The sequence below is a fragment of the Pseudomonas sp. N40(2020) genome (assembly GCF_014472415.1).
Classification (GTDB): domain Bacteria; phylum Pseudomonadota; class Gammaproteobacteria; order Pseudomonadales; family Pseudomonadaceae; genus Aquipseudomonas.
On record NZ_JACSZV010000007.1, the window covers coordinates 33,974 to 57,369 of the forward strand.

12 protein-coding genes and 1 pseudogene are annotated in these 23,396 nt (G+C 57.0%); 4 read left to right on the forward strand and 9 right to left on the reverse strand.

The annotated features are described in order from the left end of the window. Positions 1-214 precede the first annotated feature (214 nt). The 4 genes from dsr1 to IAI51_RS07350 form a co-directional block, all read right to left on the reverse strand. On the reverse strand, positions 215-4,033 hold the full coding sequence (dsr1, locus tag IAI51_RS07335; RefSeq protein WP_187677860.1) for an anti-phage defense-associated sirtuin Dsr1: 3,819 nt from the start codon (positions 4,031-4,033) through the stop codon (positions 215-217). A gap of 299 nt (positions 4,034-4,332) precedes the next feature. Further along, a complete protein-coding gene (locus IAI51_RS07340) occupies positions 4,333-5,298 on the reverse strand; it encodes an SIR2 family protein (RefSeq protein WP_222944083.1) in 966 nt (321 codons plus the stop codon). A 332-nt stretch (positions 5,299-5,630) separates the two neighbouring features. Further along, a complete protein-coding gene (locus IAI51_RS07345; protein ID WP_187677861.1) occupies positions 5,631-6,998 on the reverse strand; it encodes a hypothetical protein in 1,368 nt (455 codons plus the stop codon). 197 nt (positions 6,999-7,195) lie between these two features. Then, complete coding sequence (locus IAI51_RS07350) at positions 7,196-8,827, reverse strand: NAD+ synthase (RefSeq protein WP_187677862.1); 1,632 nt, start codon at positions 8,825-8,827, stop codon at positions 7,196-7,198. Between the two features lie 377 nt (positions 8,828-9,204). Between IAI51_RS07350 and nadE the strand changes: the two are divergent. After that, positions 9,205-9,516: pseudogene (nadE, locus tag IAI51_RS07355) on the forward strand (NAD(+) synthase); the annotation flags it as partial. Between the two features lie 70 nt (positions 9,517-9,586). On the opposite strand, the gene azu reads toward nadE, so the two are convergent. Further along, on the reverse strand, positions 9,587-10,033 hold the full coding sequence (gene azu, locus IAI51_RS07360) for an azurin (protein ID WP_042557408.1): 447 nt from the start codon (positions 10,031-10,033) through the stop codon (positions 9,587-9,589). 340 nt (positions 10,034-10,373) lie between these two features. Here azu and IAI51_RS07365 point away from each other — a divergent pair, with 340 nt between their 5' ends. Both IAI51_RS07365 and IAI51_RS07370 read left to right on the forward strand, forming a co-directional pair. Then, positions 10,374-10,961 carry a TIGR00730 family Rossman fold protein gene (locus IAI51_RS07365; protein ID WP_187677863.1) on the forward strand — a complete coding sequence of 196 codons (588 nt, stop codon included), beginning with the start codon at positions 10,374-10,376 and terminating at the stop codon, positions 10,959-10,961. 68 nt (positions 10,962-11,029) lie between these two features. Continuing rightward, positions 11,030-11,221, forward strand: a complete 192-nt coding sequence (locus tag IAI51_RS07370) for a hypothetical protein (RefSeq protein ID WP_187677864.1) — start codon at positions 11,030-11,032, stop codon at positions 11,219-11,221. Positions 11,222-11,433: 212 nt separating this feature from the next. On the opposite strand, the gene IAI51_RS07375 is transcribed toward IAI51_RS07370, so the two are convergent. From IAI51_RS07375 to IAI51_RS07390, 4 genes are all read right to left on the reverse strand, one after another. Beyond that, the gene (locus IAI51_RS07375) at positions 11,434-12,324 is read right to left on the reverse strand and encodes a transglutaminase N-terminal domain-containing protein (protein WP_187677865.1); all 891 of its coding nucleotides are present in this window, start codon (positions 12,322-12,324) and stop codon (positions 11,434-11,436) included. Then, on the reverse strand, positions 12,324-14,810 hold the full coding sequence (locus tag IAI51_RS07380; protein ID WP_187677866.1) for a circularly permuted type 2 ATP-grasp protein: 2,487 nt from the start codon (positions 14,808-14,810) through the stop codon (positions 12,324-12,326). The genes IAI51_RS07375 and IAI51_RS07380 overlap by 1 nt, the downstream gene beginning before the upstream one ends. A gap of 88 nt (positions 14,811-14,898) precedes the next feature. Further along, positions 14,899-18,174: a DUF2126 domain-containing protein gene (locus IAI51_RS07385; protein WP_187677867.1), complete on the reverse strand. Its 3,276-nt coding sequence runs from the start codon at positions 18,172-18,174 to the stop codon at positions 14,899-14,901. A gap of 324 nt (positions 18,175-18,498) precedes the next feature. After that, positions 18,499-20,811, reverse strand: coding sequence for a YgiQ family radical SAM protein (locus tag IAI51_RS07390; protein ID WP_187677868.1), 2,313 nt, complete (start codon positions 20,809-20,811; stop codon positions 18,499-18,501). A gap of 657 nt (positions 20,812-21,468) precedes the next feature. On the opposite strand from IAI51_RS07390, the gene IAI51_RS07395 reads away from it, so the two are divergent. Further along, on the forward strand, positions 21,469-23,394 hold the full coding sequence (locus IAI51_RS07395; protein WP_187677869.1) for a hypothetical protein: 1,926 nt from the start codon (positions 21,469-21,471) through the stop codon (positions 23,392-23,394). Positions 23,395-23,396: the final 2 nt, after the last annotated feature.

The window sequence follows — 23,396 nt, forward strand, 5'->3', positions numbered from 1 at the left end:
CAGCGTATCCGATTAGGTTGCCCCCCTACTCATCAGAGGTATCACTTAATCTCAGCAAGCACCTTCTTGATCGCATTAACGTAGCCGTGTTTGTAGAGCGGACAAAACTCACCTCTTACTTGCCCTGCTTTACCCATTAGCCGCGATTCAATCATCCTGCATCTTTTTCCCTTGCAGGAAATCAACTGGCCCGCTGCACCAGCGGTTCTTCGCACTATGGCTGACCACGACGACGCAGGTACTCCGTCAGCCTGCGGTATTCTGGACGCTCAGCAAGGTCGATCTGGGCCTGTGCAATCGATTCAAGACAAGAGCGCAGCTCAGAAGGCGGCCAAGTCTGCTCACCAACCACCGCAGCCAGCAGGCGCAACGCTGATTCAGGGAAAACCATGCACATGCCTGACTCATCAAGCAGGTGGATGACATAGTGCAAATGCTCGATGGGCACTAGCCAGTCGTGAATTGCATTAAGGATGTCCGGGAATGTTCTCCCGCCCGCAATGGACATCCGGGTCAATGATTCAGCGATATTAGATGTCACTAGGTCTCTGGATTTTGGCCAGATATGTTGCCAAAAGGGCTGAACCCGATTCTGCCAATACTCTTCCCGCTGTTCGCCAGCCCCTTCCAGCGCTTGTGATAGAGCTTGAGCCGCCTCCTGTAACGCCTTCAGTGGAAACGTCGCAAAGGCATCACGGAATTCATCCGTGGTATACCCATCAAGTGGACCTAAGGCTGCATAAGTGAAAATAGCCGCGAATTGCTCCCCGTGCTCACCCAGATCCGCATAATGGCTTGCGGTATCGAGAAACTCGGCTTTGAAGGCCAATAGAAGTGGACGGTACAGGCGGGGCGACCACAAGAAGCCTTCCCAGGCCCTTCTAGCCTCAGCCGGATTACGAGCCCAACTGAAATGAGGAAGCAGATTTGTTCTTGTCCAAGCCTCATCCACCCTGAACAGAGCGATAAGTCTAGAAGCAAGCAGTACCCTGCCATGACGGTATCGTTCCACTTGCGGGTCGCACAGCTCGATGAAAATCTGCCCCATCCTCTCTGGCAGACCATCACCGTCGTTGAGGCTTGATCTCTCCCAAATATTCAACAGAGACTGGGTAACGTGCCCAATGGGGTGATTGATGGCTTCAGTGACTGGCTGATTTATCGGTTCGCCATTACTGGTCATTCCAGTATCCGCTTCCAGTGGCAGATGCATCACCCTTCGGATAAGCCCCAAAAACATATCCATATCTTGAAGTTCTGCTTTGGATACCTCATCGAGCCATCGAGTTACGTAATGAATTATCTGTACAAGTTCACGATCTGGCATCCTATTGATCCACGGAGCAACATAACGCCATGACTTTCGAGCAATGCCAGATTCGCTCCATGCTTGGAAAGCTTCCCTCCAGCGACCCAAGAGCCATTGGCCCTCCTCCGCTAGGTCACCCAAAGCATACAAGCTGTTGAGAAGGTGCTTTCGGCACACATCTCTCCAGGTGTCTTCATCGAAATACTCATCAGCTGCCGGGGCATTTCGAAGCCATTGGACCAGTGCCTCACGTTTGTAAGGTGCAGGCCTGACAACACGCTGCTGCTGATAATCAGGGTCTCCGGTCCCACTCATCCAATGAGAAAACTCGTCGCTCTCATTGTCTGCCAAGCGTAGATGTGGGTAGGCTGCGGACAGCGCATCAAGTCTTTGCTGAGCCTGATCACCCAGCACAAGCCCACCGTACTGAAGCTTCGCCAAGCCCCTCCAAATCGCCCGGTCTACGTGTTCTTGATAGCGATCATCCGTAATGTCTTCCACGAAGTTTGCTCTGGGAGGTCCGGCCAGAATCTCCGCCTCTAACCTTTCTTGAGCGGCACGGGGCAGCATGCGCCCTTGCAGCACAAGCAGGCGGTAGACCTCGCGTTTAGTGGAGGTGGACCACAACCAATGACCATTCTCGACAAGTAGCCATTCAGCCCACTCATCAGCAGAAATGGCACCATCCTGACTGGCGGCAAAGAACGCCAAGCGTTTGAAGGTTGGATATGGAATCTCAAACCACCAGTGCGCGATCTTCGCCGCAACCTCAGGATGTTCTTCGAAGTTAGCCAGCCACGAATCCCGAAGCAGCTCAACGAGCACGACCCACTCACGGAAACCACGATTCTGCCAGTGAGGACTGACAGACGGCAGATCCCAATTCGAACGATCACCGGAGGAGTTGGCACTTCCCAATTCTTGCAAAAGATCCAACGCATCACGAACCAATGCCTGGAGATCCTCAAGCAGCAATGGCAAGACCGGTGCCCACTCCGAACGAGACGACTCGGAGAGCGTGGATCGCACATGGTCGGAGACTAGAACCAACTCCCAGTTCACCAGATCGCGCAGGTGTTTTGCTGAGACATCCTGGTCTTCTGAAGATCGAAACGGCCGGGAGATCGACACCACTGGCGAAAGCAACTCCCTGAGTTGCAGTCGAAGGCTGGCAGTCAGACCATCTCGCTTCAACCGCTCCAACCAGCTATAGAGGTCTAGGTCTCTCCAAGGCGACTTGATCCGCTCCGCCAGGAACAGTCCCCACAGCTTGCGCATGTGAGGACCAGGTATCGCGTTAGGTGAGCTTTTGCGAAGCGCATCCAGCTCAGCGGTGTTTCCTTCGCTCTGAAACTTGGCAATGCGCCCCAGTTGATCCTCAATAAGAAATGCAAGCCGCTCGTGGATACATCCGCCCCGCGTAGTAAGCCAAAGTAGAAGGTCTGGATCGTCGAGATGCCGAACAAGCCACCGAGCGATCTGGAACATAACATTATCCCAGTGACCCGTGCGCCCGCTTCCCAGCGTCATCTGCGCTGCCAAGTGGTAGGGCGAAGGTCTTTGAACCAGACTGAAGCTGAGCTTAGGATCATGTTCAGCGTGAGCAGGAACACCAAAGCGCGCCAGATCCGAGTAGCAGTATCGGGGGTCACTAAAGGCGCTCAGCAGCCACTCCAAGGGCGGAGCAGGGTTGAAATCTGCAAACCGGCGCGCTGGTAGCCCTGACTTGTCAGAAAGCGCCCACAGCAGACGTCCCACGAAATCATCTTGCCGGGTGCTGGCCGAAGGCCTGGAGAGAGCATGAGTGGTCACGATCCGCTCCTTACCCGTCGTTCCGTCACTGTATGTCTCTGCCCAAGCTTTCAGAGTTTGGTGCAACCCCCTATGTGAGTTTGCCCCAGGCTGAGTGTTGTACAGGATAGGGGAAACCCCTTTTGCCTTCCACTCAGCGGTCTTCTGGCTTTCCTCTCCTGACGCACAAGATCCAAATGCCCATGCCTGAGGGGTAATCTCTCCCAACATTCTGTCAGCAGCCAACGCGTCCATCATGTAGCGGAGAACTGGATCGCTGACACTGTACCCGACGAAGCAAACGACGTAGTTGCGGAACAATTCGCTTACGAATCGGGCAGCCCAACGCTCAGTCAGGTAAGCAAGTCCAAAGTCACCGCTGGTAATGACCAGTCGATTGAGTTCGGAAATGGTAGGTTTATCCGGCAGTAGGCCGTGCAGATAAACGACCCCATCCCATCGACTTTTTTTGGGAAGAGGAAGCATTGGGGCTGAGTAAGAATTGAAACGCTGTTTTGTACGTCGACCTGCGGCATCGAACACTCGGTCGAAGTTTGTGGTTACAAGACGCACTTCACCGGTCCGGCACTTTCCCAGTCTCAGCAATGCTGCGTGCGTGTCTGTGGCGCCTTTGAGTCGGATGTTGGGCTTGAGAGCCCGCGCCAAAGCATCTCGAACAGCAGCGCGACCGTTCGGCAAGCGACGCTCAAGTAGATCCAACGTGGCATCGAACTGATAGTTATCAAAAGCTTTCTGCTCGGCGCTATCGAAGGTGGTCGACGCCTCCTTGTAGATGAGCTGCACCAAACCTTTGAAATCCAGGAGCCCAGCCGGATAAGAAATACCGGCCCCACAAAAGAAGATGACCCTACCTTCTTCGTGGGCTTGAAGCAGCTCATCTGGAATATCTGGACCGTTCGTTACAAATTGCATCCCTGCCCCACTCATGCATAATGGCTACAAGCCACCTTTTGGGTCATTGTTTACCATTGGTGAAGCCTTTGCGCCATCAATACTCAGAGACCGGTGACATTACGCCTTTGTAATAGCCTGACCTGACATGAGCAAGACGCCACTTGGCCCCTTCCACCAAGCAGTTACAGCAGCGCAAGCGCTGAAGATACCATGGTGTACCCTTCTGCCGAAGCATGGAGAGCCTGTAGGAACACACTGTGAAACTCAGGACTTTTGTAGCCGCTCGCCACATCTGCGATCTCCGGTTGCAGTAACTGTCACCAAGCGTAATTATTCAATATATTCTGATGCAGCTCTAAATGTATATTGGTTGACCTAAATGCGGTCTGCCACTGGGACAGTCGGACAGGGTGGAAGTAGTTTGCAGCCCACTCAATTACTCGAATATGTTTATGTGCCCCGTACATGGCGATAATTTCGTTCAGATGCGTGTCGCATCCCGAATACCCTACCACTACAATCTCTGACGCCTCTTGCAGTGCGCGATGCAAATAGTGCCAGTACGTGATTAAAATCGGTGATGCACTTATCACTGAACGCTTATGCGCAACATGGGTCAGGACTATGTGATCGGATGGGTTCGCCGCAAACATATTAATCTCATGCCGCTGAAGCTTACGAACTCGCTTATCAATGTCCGTGTAGAACAACGGCGAACCGTGAAGGTGCAAGTAGTAGCCAAAAGTTCTCCCCCACTGCCTTTCCAGATTCGCCGAATCAAAACCAGCATTAGTTATTCCATCAACTAGACTGCCATCAAAACCAGCTAAAACTCCTCTCTCAATGAAGGCCCCATATAAAAGCCGATCATAGTTCAGAGTCGCTACATGAGAATTTGTTTGGCGGACAAAAGCTGATAGCGATGATATGAACTGCTCAGGTAAGTCAGCATCAGTAAGGTGTAATCTGGTGGCAACCATGTGCAAGTACTTGGCTACGGCCACAGGAAACCGCTGCCCCTGCTCTGTAAGCCAGTGAAGATCTGGTGACAGTATTCTGTTTAGCGTTTTGCACGCTGTGACGGCTTGATGAAAAACGTCAAGCTGCTCTTCATTCTGAGGGATCGCGCCCTCATTCCCTAGCGTAAGACTGATAAGTCTCCTGTCCTCCGCTGTGAGTAAATGCGGTAGATGCCACACATCATGCATAGCCCCGCCTAGGCTGAAATGCTGCGGGGCAAGGGCCATGCCCAAGCCATTACCAAAAATTAATGCTTTACGCATCTCACATCCTTGTTCTTTGGTGGGTTCAAAGAATGAAGAATGCAAATCCCGAAAGATGATGTCAATGAGCCTTTAGGGTATGCGTGCAGCCTGTAACCCTTCCATCGCAATGCTATGGTCGGGCCGAATCATCCAGTCATTGCTGATCATGAGCCTCACCTTAGGCCCACGGGCCCCAAAACCCGCGCGGCACCTTCTGCGAAGCAGCTCTAGAAGCGCAGGCGCTGAAGACCCCATGATGGGTGCTGGAGGCCAGGCCTGGCCTTCACATCGTCGGCGTACCCCAAGCATCCGTAGAAAGAGAGCATTCCAGAGCCCTCCTCCGAGTACCTTTAGGGCGCGTCTCCGTCAGCAGAAGGCCTTAGAGCCTTAAATTTCGCTATAGCAGTCTTGACCATATAACGAGCAAAAGACAGACCAGATCTAAACGCCTTCCAAACAAACGAAGCAAGGAAAATCGTGAGGCGCCAGAGATCCTTCACGAAAATCGCTCTCCTCCTTTTCTTAAAGTCGACCAGCTTTGTACTCGAATTCGCTATCTTTCCACCGACAGCCAGCGCGATAAACAAGAAGTAAAACCATCTGTAGTTCTTCACCTGGCTCGCTTCACGATCATCAGCAAGTAACCCCGGCATTCTAGATTTCAGCCTAACCAGGTTGGGAATTATGCACTCGTTAGCAATCGCCACTGGCCGCTGGAAGATGTAGGGATCAACGAACCCCACTGGTCCATCTGGCCACGCGGTGCAATACTCAAAGGGGGGTGATTCACAACTATCCGATAGCGGAGCGTACTGAGCAGCGTCTTTAGACAACTGCTTCACAGGACACACTTTCTGGTTGTATTCCAACAGCTCCCGCCTGATGGTTAAAATATCTTTATCCGACAGGTTCGATTCTCTTGGTTGCTGGAAAAATCCCCGACTGTTTTCGGGCGCAAGATCTTCAAAAAGGACAGGACCATATTCAGCAAGCGCTCCAATCGTCCACTGTGAGTAATTGCTCCACTGACAAGACTTGGTAGATTCCAAACCGTTAATCCGACAATAATCTTGGTAACGGCGGATTTGCAGGAGAAGATAGCGACTTGAATCCTGAGCTACTCGCGATGCGTTATTAAGGGTTTGGGCACTGTTGCTGGCCGTGCTGTCTGTCACAAAAAAGACCGCAGCCGTCAGCGCTGTCAAAAACCAAAGATGATCATAATAATGATGAAATTTATCAGTTAATTTCAACGTATCGTACAGCAGCACCGTGACTGACCACCCAGCAGCAGTGACCATCATCAATAAAGGAATGAGCGCCATAACGTTTCCGATCACACCCACGCCACCCGCAGAAGAGCTTGGTGCGCCGTATCGAAAATCTGGGAAAAAACCCATCAAGTTAAGTATGCCTGGCGCAAGGAGCACGCATAGCGCAATCACACCACCCTTAAACCGCCCCAAGGTATAAGCAGCACCTATAATCAGTGGCATCAAAAGCAGAAGGACCAAAAGCAACGTCATTGCTCTCGGAACAAAGCCGCTCAGGTGAGCTTGAAAAAATTCGGATTTTGGAACGCCCAAGTCTTGCAATGCGTGCCCTAAACTAAACGCAGCACCACCGACGAACTCAAGATACGGATGAATAAGCTTGCTGACAGCCAGAAGCACTTTTCCGTTTTCCTTAACAAAGTAAAAGATCAAAAAACTACGCACTCGCCATCCTGCTTCGCTGCCATCCTGCGAAAGCGCGATACTACGAGTCTGTACAGTTGCGAAGACCTAGCCGGAGGAGTCACGGAAGTTAACGATCAGGCTTGCCGCGTCACGAAAGAAGTTGCCCCCTATCTGCAATGCAGCAAGCCTGCCCCCGCACAGGCGCTCGCCTTTCTATGCCTACTTGGTTTTGAGGATCAGTCGCCGATACGCCAGCCCGAGGTGATCGGGTAGCGGCGATCTCGGCCAAATCCGCGCTCGGTGATCCGTGGTCCCACTGCTGCCTGGCGACGTTTGTACTCGTTGAGGTCAACAAGGCGGATCACTTTGCGCACGACCTCTGCGTCAAAGCCTTCCTCGATGATCGCGTCAGCGGACAGATCCTGCTCAACGTACAAGCGAAGGATCTCGTCCAGAACTGGATATGGAGGTAGCGAATCTTCGTCTTTCTGATCAGGTGCCAATTCAGCTGACGGTGGACGGTCAATGACGCGCTGCGGAATCACGTAGCCCAGGGTATTGCGGTACTCGCAGAGCTTAAATACCAGCGTCTTTGGTACGTCCTTGAGGACGTCAAATCCACCGGCCATATCGCCGTAAAGGGTCGCGTAGCCGACAGCCATCTCGCTCTTGTTGCCTGTTGTCAGCACCAAGTAGCCCTTCTTGTTGGAGATGGCCATCAACATCGTGCCACGGCACCGGGCCTGGAGGTTCTCCTCCGTAGTGTCCTTGCCCAGACCTTCGAACATTGGCGCAAGCGTAGAAAGGAATGCTTCGACCATGGGGGCGATTGGCAGAACGCTGTACTTCACCCCCAGGATGTCTGCTTCTTCCCTCGCGTCGTCTTGGCTCATCTGTGCTGTGTAGTGATAAGGCATCATTACGGCTTCGACGTTTTCTGCGCCAAGCGCATCAGCGGCAACGGCCAAAACCAGTGCTGAGTCGATCCCGCCAGAAAGGCCCAGTACAACACCTTTAAAGCCATTGTGCTGCACGTAGTCTTTCACGCCACTCACCAGCGCCTGGTACACGCTGGCTTCCAGGCTCAGCAGCTCTGTCACAGTCCCTGGAACTGGCACCAGAGCATTGTCGATGCAATCGAAGTCGGTGACGTACAAGCCCTCTTCAAACGCTGGAGCGCGTTGGGTGACCTTGCCGTGGCCGTCCACGACAAAACTATTGCCGTCAAAAACCAGCTCGTCCTGGCCGCCGACCTGGTTCACGTACACCATTGGGATCGAGCACTCGTCAGCCCGTTGCGCTAGCAGGGATTCACGCTCTGCCTGCTTGCCACGATGGAACGGCGATGCGTTGAGCGTCAGCATGATCTGGGCGCCAGCGTCGCAGGCCTGCTTGAGGGGCTCGGAGAACCAGATGTCCTCGCAGATCGTGATCCCGATCTGGATGCCGAACAAGTTGACGACGCAAGGGCCGCTGCCGGACTCGAAATAGCGCTTCTCATCGAAGACGCGGTAGTTCGGCAGGCGCTGCTTATAGTAGCGAGCAACCTCTTCGCCTTCGGAGATGACCGCGCAACTGTTGTAGCGAGCGCCGTCTTCAACCCACGGGAAGCCGATCACTATAACGATGCCGCGAGCGGCCTCGCGGACACGCGCCAGTGCCTTTTCGATGCGGCTCTGCATGCTAGATCGGAGGAGCAAATCCTCAGGCGGATATCCGCACAGGGTCAGCTCAGGGAAGACGATGATCTGTGCGCCGAGGTCGTCGCGGGCGCTCTGAGCTGCTTCGATGATCTTCTCGACGTTGCCATGAACATCACCAACTCGGATGTTCAACTGGGCCATTACCACTCTCAAACGCTGATCCATGGGTCCTCCCGAAACCTGATATGGGATCTACAAGATTCTGCGCCGTCAGCTAGGCGTCGTTCATCTGGCAATTTCGGTGAGTACTCGGGTGACATCCGACACACGCTACCGAGTTGGCTGAAGGCGACTGAGCGGCAGCACGAAGTGCCTTTGGTGGCTCATCTAAGGACAGGCAGGACATGTCGCAGCATCTTGTGTTAGTGGAGTCATTATGCCCGATCAAGAGGTGATGCCGTGGCTCGATTGCTGGCAGAGCTGGTTGGTAGGCGAAAATTTATGAACTATTTTTTCGTTGTGCAATCGTGGTTTCTGCACATATGATTTGAACCGGAAATAGCGATCAAACTCGGTTGGATGTGCACTTTTATGGGGGGAGGAAGGTGATGGGTTTTTTCACCAAGTTCGGCGACGGCGCCTGCGACCTCGCCCCGCTCAGCGGTCTGGTGAAAAATCAGGTGAGGGCGATTGCCCGCAGTTTTGGGGCGCCTGAGTCGTTGGTTGAAAAGATTCCGACTGCGGATCTGGAAGACCTGTCGCCGGGTAAACCGGACGAAGCGTCGCACGGCGTGACCTACACCGAGATCGACGCCTTCCTGCACGGTGAGCCACTGCGAGAGGAAGCGTTCAAGATCATTGTTGATACGTACAACAAAACCCATCACAAACGAGTGATGCCGTTTGCACCGTAAGCCATACCGCGCCACCTAAAGAAACGAAAAAAGCGTCCCGAGCAGGACGCTTTTTTTGTGCCTGAATAAATTACTTCAGGGTCACAGTGCCTTTCATCATCGAGATGTGGCCAGGGAACGAGCAGAAGAAGCCGTATTTTTCGCTGGCATTAAGCTTGGACACGTCGAAGGTCACCGAATCGGTTTCTTTGGCGCCGATGATTTTGGTGTGGGCGATGACGCGCGCGTCACCGTCCTTCAGGTAGTTCTTGTCGATACCGGCAGCCAGGCCATCGGTAGCGATTGGCTGCATGTCAGCTTCTTTGCTGATCACCAGGTTATGGCCCATGACGTTTTTCGGCAGGCTGCCCGAGTGGGTCAGTTCGATGGTGAAAGTCTTGCAGCTCTTGTCGATTTCGATGGCCTTGGTGTTGAAGGACATCTGATCGGTGGAGTCAACGGTGGTTTTGCACTCGGCAGCCATCAATTGGCTGCTGGCCAGTGCCAGCAGGGATACCGCAACAACTTTGGAAAACATGGTGAATCTCCAAGGCAGGGTTAACAAAATCACGAATGGTTGAAAGACTGCCTGAAATCTTCGCAAGTTCCTATGACTTGCGTCAAAAATTGTATACAACTTTCAGGCTATGACACTCATCGACACAATCTAACGGCCAAACCATCTGGCCCGCCCTATGATCGGCCCATCCCTTGAGACGGAGTGCCTGTCATGTTCTTTAACGGTCTGTTGTGCAGTTTGCTCGCCGCCTACGCCTGTGGCGCCAGCGGTACCTTTGAATCACCGGAACCCGAAGTTTAGACCTTGGATCGAGGCCTGCCAGCCATTACCCTGTGACGGATTGACCCAGGAGGAAGGCATGTCTTTGAAATCCGTTTGTGTATTCTGCGGTGCCAACGCCGGCACCGACCCGGCTTACACCGAAGCCGCCGTCGCCCTTGGCCGGGCAATGGCCGAGCGCAAGTTGACCCTGGTCTACGGCGGTGGCGCCGTCGGTTTGATGGGTATCGTCGCCGATGCCGCGCTGGCTGCCGGTGGCGAGGTGATCGGCATCATCCCGCAAAGCCTGATGGACAAGGAAATCGGTCACAAGAGCCTGACACGTCTGGAAGTGGTCGATGGCATGCATGCGCGCAAGGCGCGGATGGCTGAACTCAGCGATGCGTTTATCGCGCTGCCCGGCGGCCTTGGCACGCTGGAAGAGTTGTTCGAAGTCTGGACCTGGGGCCAGCTCGGCTACCACGGCAAACCGCTGGGTTTGATGGAAGTGAACGGTTTCTACAGCAAACTCACCGCTTTTCTTGACCATATCGTCGGCGAAGGCTTCGTTCGCGCGCCACACCGTGACATGCTGCAAGTGAGCGAATCGCCGCAAACACTGCTCGAGTCCCTCGATAACTGGAAGCCGACCGTCACGCCCAAGTGGGTCGACCAAAAACCCGGCTAACCGCCGGGCACCGATACAGGGCAGAATACGCGCCGCTCAACCTCACCTTCGACCCAAGAGGATCGCCCATGGCCAAACCCAATTACTCCTTCGCCAAACGTCAACGAGACCTGGAAAAGGAAAAGAAGAAAGAGGAAAAGCTTCAGCGCAAGAAACAATCAGCTGAAGACGCGGCACTGAACCCTGATGGTGAAGTGGCGACTGACAACGATGTTGATACCGATGTGGATGCACCGAAAGATCAGGCGCCTGACGCCTGAGCCCCACCGGGTTTGATGATCCAAATCAGACCCTGCGGATCCGTGACGGGGCTGGCGGCGACATTGCCGGCCCTCACAGACCTTCCCTGTTTCCGAACACGATGCTATCCCCTGTGGGAGCGAGCTTGCTCGCGAAAGCGTCGTGTCAGTCAGCACATCTCTTGCTGATCCCCCGCCGTCGCGAGCAAGCTCTCTCCCACATTTGATCTGTGTTACTCCAGTGGCATCACCGTCACCCGAACTTCGGGATCATGCGAGCCACCACCGAGAATCACCCCCCGCAACGGCGACACATCGGAAAAATCCCTGCCCCACGCCAACGTGATGTGTTCCAGCGCCGGCTGCACATTGTTGGTCGGATCAAAATCCACCCAGCCCAGCACCGGACAAAACACCGAAACCCAGGCATGCGACGCATCGGCGCCGATCAGCCGTGGCTGCCCCGGTGGTGGCTGGGTCAGCAGATAACCACTGATGTAACGTGCCGCCAGCCCTCGAGAGCGCACGCAGGCCAGCATCAAGTGGGCGAAGTCCTGACAAACCCCACGCCGACGTTCCAGCACTTCCACCAGCGGCGTCGCCACCTGGGTTGCCTCGGCATCAAAGGTGAATTCACTGAAAATCTTCTGCATCAAGGCCTGCACACCCAGCAGCAAAGGACGACCGGGAGGGAAACAGCTTTGCGAAAACTCGACGAAGCTGCGCTTCAAGTGCACGTACGGTGACTGGAATCGATAGCGGCAAGCTTCAAGCAATTCGGCAGACAACGGCTGACTGCTGTACGTCAACGCATTGCGCGTCAGCTCCCACGCAGGGGACTGGTTGAAATCCAGCGCCGGTCGCGCCAGCACCTCAACGGTCAGCCGCGCGTTGACCTGCAATTCATCATGCGGTCGCTCGAACGCCAGTCGGGTCAGCGGATTGCCGAACACATCCAGCTCATCACGGCGCGCCGTTGGTTCCGGACTGATCAGCAACTGTTGCTCGGTGCAGCGCTGCCAACTGCATTCACGCGGCCACAGGTGCGCCAATTGCTGCGCCAGGGAAACCGGGCTGTCGTAGTGATAACAGGTGTCGTGGAAGATCTGGTAATGCGCGTTCATCAGACGGACACCGTACGCTGGCTGACATCATCGACATGGGCAAAATGGCGCAGGGCCAGGCGATCGGATACCTGCCCGCTGGCATCGGCGATCTCTTGCAGCAAATCCGCCAAACCATCGAGCGCCGCGCGCACGCTGGACTCGCCGAACAACGGGTTCTCCAGACACCCCAGATCAAACCGCGCCAGACGCTCGACCAGTTGCGGCAACCCAGCCTCCCGTGGCACACCGAAATCGTCGTTCAAACGTTTCAGCGTGCGGGTGACCAGTTTCAACTGGAACAACACGGCGTGGGGGTTTTGCTCATCGAGCAGTAACAGGTCGAGTACCGGAATCAACTGCGCCACCGCCAGATAGCGTGAGCGGTAAGTGATGCTGCTGTTGCCCAGCTCCAGCAACCACTCAAGTCCCGCCTGATCGAACGCCCCCGCGCCGCGCAGAAACGCCGCCAGGCTGCTGCTGAGAAATTGCAGACGCTCAATGCGCCGGCCAATCATCAGGAAACGCCAGCCTTCGTCGCGGGTCATGTCGTCCAGTGCAAACCCGGACAGCGCAGCGAGCGACATCACCAGACGATTGAGAAAATCCAGCAACTCGCCGAAATCCGGCTCGTCGGTGTCCAGTTCCGTCGCTTCACGTTGCAACTCCACCAACGCCTGCCAGTTCTCCCGGGAGAGCTTTCCGCGCACCTGCGAAGCCGCCCACTGCAAGCGTTGCAGATTGGCCCGCAGGCTGAACGACCAGTCTTCGCCGAGCAGCGCTGCCAACAGGCGCTCCGGCAGTTCACCCTCGTCCGGCAACAGCGCCAGCCGCTCGCCGAGATCGACAGCCGCCAGCAGCGCTTGTGGATCATCACCGTCCACATAGCGCGTCAGCATGATTCGCAGCAGACGCGCGCTGTCATCACAACGCTCGCAATAGCGGCCGAACCAGAACAGGTTTTCCACCACCCGCGAAGGCAGGTAAGGGTCGCGCCGCACAAGATCGTGTACACCGACGTTGCGTTGCGCCTTCCATTGTTCGCCGCTCGGCGGCCGGTCGCCCAACACCCACGTGTCCTTGCTCGCGCCGCCGCGCTGCATCGAGACCACTTCGGCATCGGCTTCGGCGGCTACCCGGGTCAGACCACCGGGTAGCACACGATAGCCGTCATGACTGGCCACCGCGTACATACGCATGCCGATGGCCCGGGGTTGCAGTTGACCATCCTCGGCTTGCCAGATCGGCGCTTGGGACAGTTGGGCCAGCTCTTGCGCAACATAGGCATAAGGCCGTGCCTGCATGCGCTCGGCGAGGGATTGACGCTGGTTTTCACTCAGATCACGGCCAAATACCGGCGTGAAGCTTTGCGAGGGGAATGCCGGTTTGATCAACAGTTCCGGCAGCTTTTCCAGGGCTTGGGCCAACACCGGTGCCTCACCGCACCACCATGTAGCGATGGACGGCAGGATCAGTTCTTCGCCGAAGAGGAATTGGTTGATCTTCGGCAAAAAACCCAACAAACCCGGAGACTCCAGCACACCGCTGCCGAGCGCATTGGCGACCAACACCCGCCCCTGTCGCACCGCTTCCAGCAAACCGGGAACACCCAGTGCGGAATCCGTGCGCAGCTCCAAGGGATCGCAGAAGTCGTCGTCGAGCCGCCGCATGATCGCGTGCACCCGGCGCAGGCCACTGAGGGTTTTCAGGTAGACCGTGGCATCACGCACGGTGAGGTCACCGCCCTCCACCAGCGGATAACCGAGCTGTCGGGCGAGATACAAATGTTCGAAATAGCTTTCGTTGAAGCGCCCCGGCGTCAACAACACCACAAGTGGCGCGTCGTCATCGCTGGGCGCCTGACGGGCCAGGGTTTCCTGCAGCGTACGGAAGAACCCGGCCAGATGTTGCACCTTCAGATCCCGGTACAACTCGGGGAAGGCGCGCGACACGATGGTGCGGTTTTCCAGTGCATAACCGGCCCCGGATGGCGCCTGAGTTCGATCCGCCGTCACCCACCAGCGCCCGTCCGGCGTGCGCGCCAGATCCACGGCGTACAGATGCAGAAAGGCATCGTCCGGCGGAAGAATCCCCTGACACGGCCAGAGAAAATTATTGTGCCCGAATACCAGTTCCGCCGGCAACAGACCTTCGCTGATCAACCGTTGCGGGCCGTACAAGTCGGCCAGCACGGCATTGAGCAATCGCGCTCGCTGAGCAATACCCGCTGACAATTGCTGCCACTCATCCGCTGCGATCACGTGCGGCAGCAGATCCAGTTCCCACGGGCGATCTGCACCCTTGGGATCGGCGTAGACGTTGTAGGTGACACCGTTTTCCTGAATCTGCCGGGCCAGCAAAGCCTGACGCTGCAGCAGTTGTGCGGAGGTGTTGCGCTGCAACTGGTCGAACAGCCGCTGCCAGTGCGGACGCACCGCACCACTGTCATCCAGCAGTTCGTGATAAGTGCCCGCCGTCAGCGGGTAGCGGTCTAGCAGGTCAGGCATGGAAAGCTCGGCAGACAGCAGGGAACGGTCAGACTAACGCAGGCACATGACGCCCGGATAGACGAAAAATCCGGGCGTCGCGTAGGACTTAAAAGCGTCGTAAATCGAGAGTCATCGGTAGCTCGTCAGACAATGTCAGGTTCGGTATCGGAAGTTTCCCTGGCGTGTGGCCGATGCGGAAGAAACGCGCCATGCGCCGGCTCTCCGCTTCATTGGCGTTGACCGGCAACGTCTCGTAGTTACGGCCACCGGGATGCGCGACGTGGTACTGACAACCGCCCAGCGAACGCGCCATCCAGGTGTCGAGCAGGTCGAACACCAGCGGCGCGTGCACCGGGATCGTCGGTTGCAGACAGTTGGCCGGTTGCCAGGCGCGGTAACGTACGCCAGCAACGAACTCACCGACCCGCCCGGTCGGATGCAGCGGCACGGGGATGCCGTTGCAGGTCAGCAGATAGCGCTGCGGCGGCAAACCCTTGAGCTTGACCTGCAAACGCTCCAGCGACGAATCGACGTAACGCACCGTGCCACCCACCGCGCCCTCCTCGCCCAGCACATGCCATGGCTCGAGCGCCTGCCGTAGCTCAAGCTCGATGCCGTTCACCGCGTAATCGCCGACCTTGGGAAAGCGAAACTCCAGATGTGCTGCAAACCACTCGGCGCGCAACGGATAACCGGCGCTGTTGAGCTCAACGATGACGTCGGCGAAATCCTGTTCGATACAGTGCGGCAACATGAACCGATCGTGCAACTCGGTGCCCCAGCGCGCCAGTTTCGGCGGCGCATACGGCTCGCGCCAGAAGCGCGCAACCAGCGCCCGCAGCAACAATTGCTGAGCCAGGCTCATGCGCGCGTGCGGCGGCATTTCAAAGGCGCGCAGTTCCAGCAGCCCGAGGCGACCGGTAGCGCCATCCGGCGAATACAGTTTGTCGATGCAGAATTCGGCGCGATGGGTGTTGCCGGTGACGTCGATCAGCAAGTTGCGCAGCAGTCGATCCACCAGCCACGGCGCGCACTCCTCGCCCGGTTCAGGCATCTGTGCAAAGGCAATTTCCAGCTCATACAATGCATCGTTGCGCGCCTCGTCGACCCGTGGTGCCTGAGAGGTCGGGCCGATGAACAACCCGGAAAACAGATACGACAACGACGGGTGGTTGTGCCAGTAACTGATCAAGCTGCGCAGCAGATCCGGTCGGCGCAGGAACGGTGAGTCCGCCGGCGTTGCGCCACCGAGGACGAAATGGTTGCCGCCGCCCGTGCCGGTGTGGCGGCCGTCGATCATGAATTTCTCGGTGGTCAGGCGAGTCTGGCGTGCCTCTTCATAGAGAAACTCGGTGCGTTCGACCAACTCGTCCCAGCTTGCAGACGGCTGCACGTTCACCTCGATCACGCCGGGATCCGGGGTGATGCGGAAATTGCTCAGACGCGGGTCGCTCGGCGGCTCGTAACCTTCCAGCAGCACCGGGCAATGCAGCTCTTCGGCGGTGGCCTCGATCGCTGCCACCAGCTCCAGATAATCCTCGACCCGCTCGAGCGGCGGCATGAACAGGTACAAGCGCCCTTCGCGAGCCTCGGCACAAAACGCGGTGCGCGTCAGCCAATCGGCGGACTCGTCGATTTTCGGCAGGCGCTCGTCAGCGGTGGCCGGATCGCCGTGACTGTTGAGTTGCGCGGTATCCGGTAGCTCCGGGAAGTCCTGATTCGGGTCCTGCGGATGAACAAACGGATATTCGGCCGCTTTCACCCACGGCTGCGAACCGAGCGGCAAGCGGTAACCCAGCGGCGAATCCCCCGGCACCAACCGACAATGCTCGTCACGCAGATACCAGCGCCCGCTCTGCCATTGATCGCCCTTGGCAGTACGCGCCAGCGGCAGCACCTGACCGATTACCTTATCGAGCCCCTGACTGAAGACTTTGCGCAGTCGTGCGCGCTCCAACGGCTCCTCCAGACGCGAATCCTCAGCACTGACGTTGCTCGGCAACGAGCCTTCACGCCAGAGGTAATAGAAATTATCCTCGTAGGCCGGAAACACAAACCGTGCAGGCAGTTTCAGCCGCTCGGCGACACTGGCGAGAAAGCGCCCGGCGAGTTCGCCATTGGCGCCGTAATCCTGTTGTTCGTCGGCGATCAGCGCGTGGTTTTGCCAGATCGGCACGCCGTCGCGGCGCCAATAACAATTGAGCGACCAGCGCGGAAGTTGCTCGCCGGGATACCACTTGCCTTGGCCGAAATGCACCAGCCCCTTCGGGGCGTAATGCTTGCGCATGCGCTGGAACAGCTCGGCGGATAGCCGGCGCTTGTCCTCGCCCAGGGCCGCGGTGTTCCACTCAGCGCCATCCGGGTCGTCGATGGAGACGAAGGTCGGCTCACCGCCCATGGTCAGGCGTACATCGCCCTCAAGCAGGTCGGCGTCGATCTGCCGCCCCAGTGCCTGAATCGCCAGCCATTGCTCATCGGTGTAGGGCTTGGTGACCCGCGGCGCTTCCCAGATTCGCTCCACCGACATTTCGTGGCTGAACTGTGTCTCGCAAGGTTCGACCATCCCGCTGATCGGTGCCGCCGACGACGGATCAGGACTACAGGCCAAGGGAATATGCCCTTCACCGGCGAACAGCCCGGAAGTGGCGTCGAGGCCGATCCAGCCGGCACCCGGCAAATACACTTCGCACCAGGCGTGCAAATCGGTGAAATCCACTTCAGTGCCGGAGGGGCCGTCGAGGCTTTTCACATCCGCGGTCAGTTGAATCAGGTAACCAGAGACAAACCGTGCCGCCAGCCCCAGATTGCGCAGCAGTTGCACCAGCAGCCACGCCGAGTCGCGGCAGGAACCGGAGGCGTGTTCGAGGGTGTGTTCCGGGGTTTGCACGCCCGGTTCCATGCGGATCAGGTAACCAATGTCTTCGCTCAGGCGCTGATTGAGTGCCACCAGAAAGTCCACGGCCGGCAGCGGCGTGCGGTCGATGCCGTCCAGATACGCCTGGAACTTCGGCGTCAGCGGCAATGTTTCGAGGTACGGCGCCAGCTCTTTGCGCTCATCGGCGGCGTAGGCGAAGGGGATTTTCTCGGCGTAAGGCTCTAGGAAGAAGTCGAACGGATTGAACACCGCCATCTCGGCCAGCAGATCGACTTCGATGCGCAGTTCATTGGTTTTCTCGGGGAAAACCAGCCGCGCGAGGTAGTTGCCCTGCGGGTCTTGCTGCCAGTTGATGAAGTGCTGCTCGGGCGAGACTTTCAGCGCATAGGACAGAATCCGCGTGCGGCTGTGGGCGGCCGGGCGCAGGCGAACGATCTGCGGGCCGAGTTCGACAGCGCGGTCGTAGCGGTAATGCGTGACGTGATGCAATGCGACATGAATCGACACGGCGTGCCTCCTGCGAGCCTTAAGCGTATTTGAAAGCGCGCAAGAGTTATGCCATGCACAGGCTTGGGCGCTTTCCCGGAATGCTCAAGGCAGTACAGCACCAAAATCGGGCGACGCGGGGAAATGCTTTGGCAAAGTTGCGCCTAAATGTGGCGACATTGGTTCATGCAGTGTTTGATCGGGCGCTTTCGCGAGCAGGCTCGCTCCCACATTTGGAATGCGGTCACCTGTGGGAGCGAGCCTGCTCGCGAAGGGGTCGGCCGCGCCACCACATGTCGGGAGACCTGAAATGCAGAACGCCAACCCGAAGGTTGGCGTTCTGTTTTAGCGCGGTACGACCGGCTTGCGAGCCGGCTTCGGCCCTTTGCCCTTGGCCGCGTCCTTGCGCTCCTTGGCAGCCTGCTGGTTGCGGGCGAACGCCGCAGCCTTGGCCTGTTCACGCTTGTCCCACGGATTACCACCATCACTGGCACGCGGTGGCAGACCGGTGTGCTGGGTGAGGATCTTGGTGGTTTTCTCTTTGCCTTCTTTCGCCACTTTATGGCTGCCAGCCGGCGTCGAGTTCTTGCGACGGGCGCTCTGGTAGCTGTCGGTGGACGGCTGATGCAGCGGAATCAGTTGATCCTTGCCCGGCCCGATCAAATCAGCGCGACCCATGCGCTGCAGCGCTTCACGCAGCATCGGCCAGCCTTTCGGGTCGTGATAACGCAGGAACGCCTTGTGCAGACGACGCTGCTCTTCGCTCTTGACGATGGTCACGCCGTCACTCTTGTAAGTGACCTTGCGCAGCGGGTTCTTGCCCGAGTGGTACATGGCGGTGGCGGTGGCCATCGGCGACGGGTAGAACGCCTGCACCTGGTCGGCGCGGAAGCCATTGCCCTTGAGCCACAGGGCCAGGTTCATCATGTCTTCGTCGGTGGTGCCCGGGTGCGCGGCGATGAAGTACGGAATCAGGTACTGCTCTTTGCCCGCTTCCTTGGTGTACTTCTCGAACATGCGCTTGAACTTGTCATAGCTGCCAATGCCCGGTTTCATCATCTGGTTGAGCGGACCTTCCTCGGTGTGTTCCGGGGCGATCTTCAGGTAACCGCCGACGTGGTGGGTCACCAGCTCTTTGACGTACTCCGGCGACTCGACCGCGAGGTCGTAACGCAGGCCGGAGGCAATCAGGATTTTCTTCACGCCCGGCAATGCGCGGGCGCTGCGGTACAGCTGAATCAGCGACGAGTGGTCGGTGTTCAGGTTCGGGCAGATGCCCGGGAACACGCAGGACGGCTTGCGGCACGCGGATTCGATTTCCGGCGTTTTGCAGGCGATGCGGTACATATTCGCAGTCGGGCCGCCGAGGTCGGAAATGACGCCGGTGAAGCCTGGCACCTTGTCGCGGATCTCTTCGATTTCGCGAATGATCGACTCTTCGGATCGGTTCTGGATGATCCGGCCTTCGTGCTCGGTGATCGAGCAGAAGGTGCAGCCACCGAAGCAGCCACGCATGATGTTCACCGAGAAACGGATCATGTCGTAGGCCGGGATCTTTTCCTTGCCGTACGCAGGATGCGGAACACGTGCGTAAGGCATACCGAACACGTAGTCCATTTCTTCAGTGGTCATCGGAATCGGCGGCGGGTTGAACCAGACGTCGACTTCGCCATGCTTCTGTACCAGCGCACGGGCGTTGCCCGGGTTGGTTTCCAGGTGCAGCACGCGGTTGGCGTGGGCATACAGAACGGCATCGCCACGGACCTTTTCAACCGACGGCAGGCGGATCACGGTTTTGTCGCGAGTCATGCGCGGGCTGGCCAGGATCTGCACGACCTTGGCTTCTTCCGGATCATCCACTGGGCCCTTTTCCTGCTCGATGGCGCAGGCCTGGGTGTCCTGAGTATTCACGTACGGGTTGATGATCTTGTCGACCTTGCCCGGACGGTCGATACGGGTGGAATCCACTTCGTACCAGCCCGCCGGCGTGTCACGGCGAATGAACGCGGTGCCGCGCACGTCGGTGATGTCTTCGATCTTGTGACCGTAAGACAAACGCTGGGCAACTTCGACGATGGCCCGCTCGGCGTTGCCGTACAGGAGGATGTCGGCGCTGGCATCGATCAGGATCGAGTTACGCACGCGATCCTGCCAGTAGTCGTAGTGGGCGATGCGACGCAGGGAAGCTTCGATACCGCCAAGCACGATCGGCACGTGCTTGTAGGCTTCCTTGCAGCGCTGGCTGTAGACCAGGCTCGCACGATCCGGACGCTTGCCGGCCATACCGCCCGGGGTATAGGCGTCGTCGGAACGAATTTTCTTGTCCGCGGTGTAGCGGTTGATCATCGAGTCCATGTTGCCGGCCGCGACGCCGAAAAACAGGTTCGGCTCGCCAAGCTTCATGAAGTCGTCTTTGGACTGCCAGTTCGGCTGCGCAATGATCCCGACGCGGAAGCCCTGGGACTCCAGCAGCCGGCCGATGATCGCCATGCCGAACGACGGGTGATCGACGTAGGCATCTCCCGTAACAATGATGATGTCGCAGGAATCCCAGCCAAGCTGATCCATCTCCTCCCTGCTCATCGGCAGGAATGGCGCTGGCCCGAAACACTCGGCCCAATATTTTGGATAGTCAAATAACGGCTTGGCTGCTTGCATGTCGACGACCGGTGTTGAGATGAAAAATCGCGGGCGCGGAATATAGCACAAAAATTAACCAATTCCGACGAGTTTGGTCGGTTTCTCTTTGCAGCTGCCCCCCTGCCAACCGATGCAAACGTTAACCTCTTTTGTCAGGACTGGGGATGGCGCAAATTCGAAACATTCAGCCCAATATTCGAGATAGTCAAATAACGCCGCGGCTGGTTGCATGTCGACAACCGGAGCCTGCGTGACCTCAATGCACAGACACCGCCAACAAAACCCTGGACATCATCAGTCAACTATTTGCGATTGCTGATGTGACAACCCTTCAAGGATGAAGAAATGTCACCGAAACTGCCTTCTAAAGGTGCCGTCACTGGCGGCGCTCGTACACGCCCTGCACCGTCAGCGGACACCGATACGCAACTGCCCACCCTTCCCCCGCGTGCGGATGCTGGCCCATCGATCCCCCCTGCGACACGAAATGCTCCGGGGTCGAACAGACCACCAAGTGAGCCTCCCCACGAGGCAGTTACACCCCCCCGGGCCACGATTCACCCGATACCTTCGACCTCCGCCGGCGCTTCCACGTCAGCACAACGGTCACTGGAACACTATTGGATTCCTGTCGAAGTCAGCCTTCCCGATGTAGATGCCCTGGGATTCAGAAGTTTGCGCGGACGCCGCTACGTCGATGTGACGGGCGGCCGCAGCGTGCAGGTCGTGATCGACCCGGCAATGGGCCTGTATCGAGCAAAATCGATGAGCGAACGATCATTGGGCCCGGTGCTGGTGCGCGACCACGACAGCAAGCTCTGGCATCCGCTTGAGGATTCGCCAGGCGCACTGCCACTGCAGCCAATCGACGCGATCAATCAGGAACTGGATGTCCATATCACAGCGATCACGGAGGCGGTGAAGCTTACGGAAGAACAACGGAGCATCTGGCATGCATTGGCCGGCCAAGAAGGTGAAAAAAGTGAACTGGTCAAATTCGAAATCCAGAGTCAAAAACAACTGGCGGCTCTGGAAAAGAGCGTGAACTTCTACGTCAGGAACCAGGCCTCGCTGCTCTTGTACAAAGGACGCTTCTCTTACGAGACAGAGCTGGTGGGCGTTCAGAAGAGGCAGGTTGAAGTCTATATCGATGTCCTGGAGGCCGGTGATTTACGCAAAGCAATAGACATGTCTTCCTACTATGGCCGCCCCCTGGAAGCTCATCGCTCGATGGCAGGGTATTTGAAAGGCAAATTGGCAAACTTGCGAAAATGCCAACTCATTGTCGACGACATACTGACCAGATCGCCGCACCTGAAAATCGAATTGATGGAATATGGCTACAACCCGGTAAGAATCCATACAGACACCGCCAACTGGATTTACTCGAAAAGCCAGTTGCTGGCCAGCGAGCCGGTGCCCGACGCCGCGCAATACATCGTATTGTCGCGTTCGTTTTCAGAAACAACACGCGCATTCGGGGATATCGAAAATATCCCGGACGGTGCGCGCATTCCCGTATTGAGCTATCTGATCGAGCAATGCACCGCAACCAAAGCATCGTACGAAGAGATGTCGTTGCCACCTGGCTCAGCCCAGGACAGCTCACGACGAGAAATAACCGAAGCCATTCAAGCTTTCGAAAACACCCTCGAACAGCGCATCGAGCTTTATCACCAGGAACTGGAACGAACTTCATCCCTCCCGTCACTGGATCAGCCGATCGACTTCGACTTCATACCGGCACAGGTCGCGACCCAGCCTGTACACACATCAAGAAAGATGTTCCGCAGCAAACACCACGGCGTTTACAAGATCCGGATCGGGCAATCACGTCGCACAGCACTGGGCGAAGAGGTGATCGACGTCATGGATCCGCACAACCCTACAGAAGTCTTGCAAACCTATGAGCGCCGGGAAGGTGAATGGCACCAGTTGGTTGCAAAGCAAGAAAGACAGCTGTCGACGTTGACCGTCCAGGCTCAACGACTTCTGGAGCAATCAGAATCACATCTGAACAAAGCCCGGCGAGATGAAGCCGCAAAACGCAATGCCACCAACATCGTCGAATTTCTGGAGGGCAAGGCCGAAGACCTCGATGATCTTCGTCAGCAAATGGAACGGGCTCCAAATCCGGCCACAATCGATATCGTCCCCCTCGTCCAGCGCCTCAAGCAAGACAGCGAGCATCTGCGTAACGAAGGCGAAAAAATACGCATGGCGCTCTACAAGGACAAATCCTTTTTAAGCGTCGACCGTGTGGCGTATCTGATCAGCCAAGGACACCTGAGCGTCAGTAAGAAAAACAGCGAGCGGCTGGAGCGGGGCAAGGGCCGGGACAAGAACTTTCTCGATATCTATTCGCTGAACGACAACCACACCCATGAGCCTCTGTGGCACGCACATTTCAAATACGAAAAAAAGGACAGCGCAGCGCTGAACTTCATGGTGAAAGGTGGTCACCTGAAGACCCTGGAGCAGAGCCGACTGGGTATAGCTTCACAGCGGCGGGACGCTCAGGCCGGAAGGGAGCATGTGCCGATCTGGCGAGAAACCATTGACGGCAAAACCGCTCTGAAGATATTTGAGCTGTCGGCTTAAGC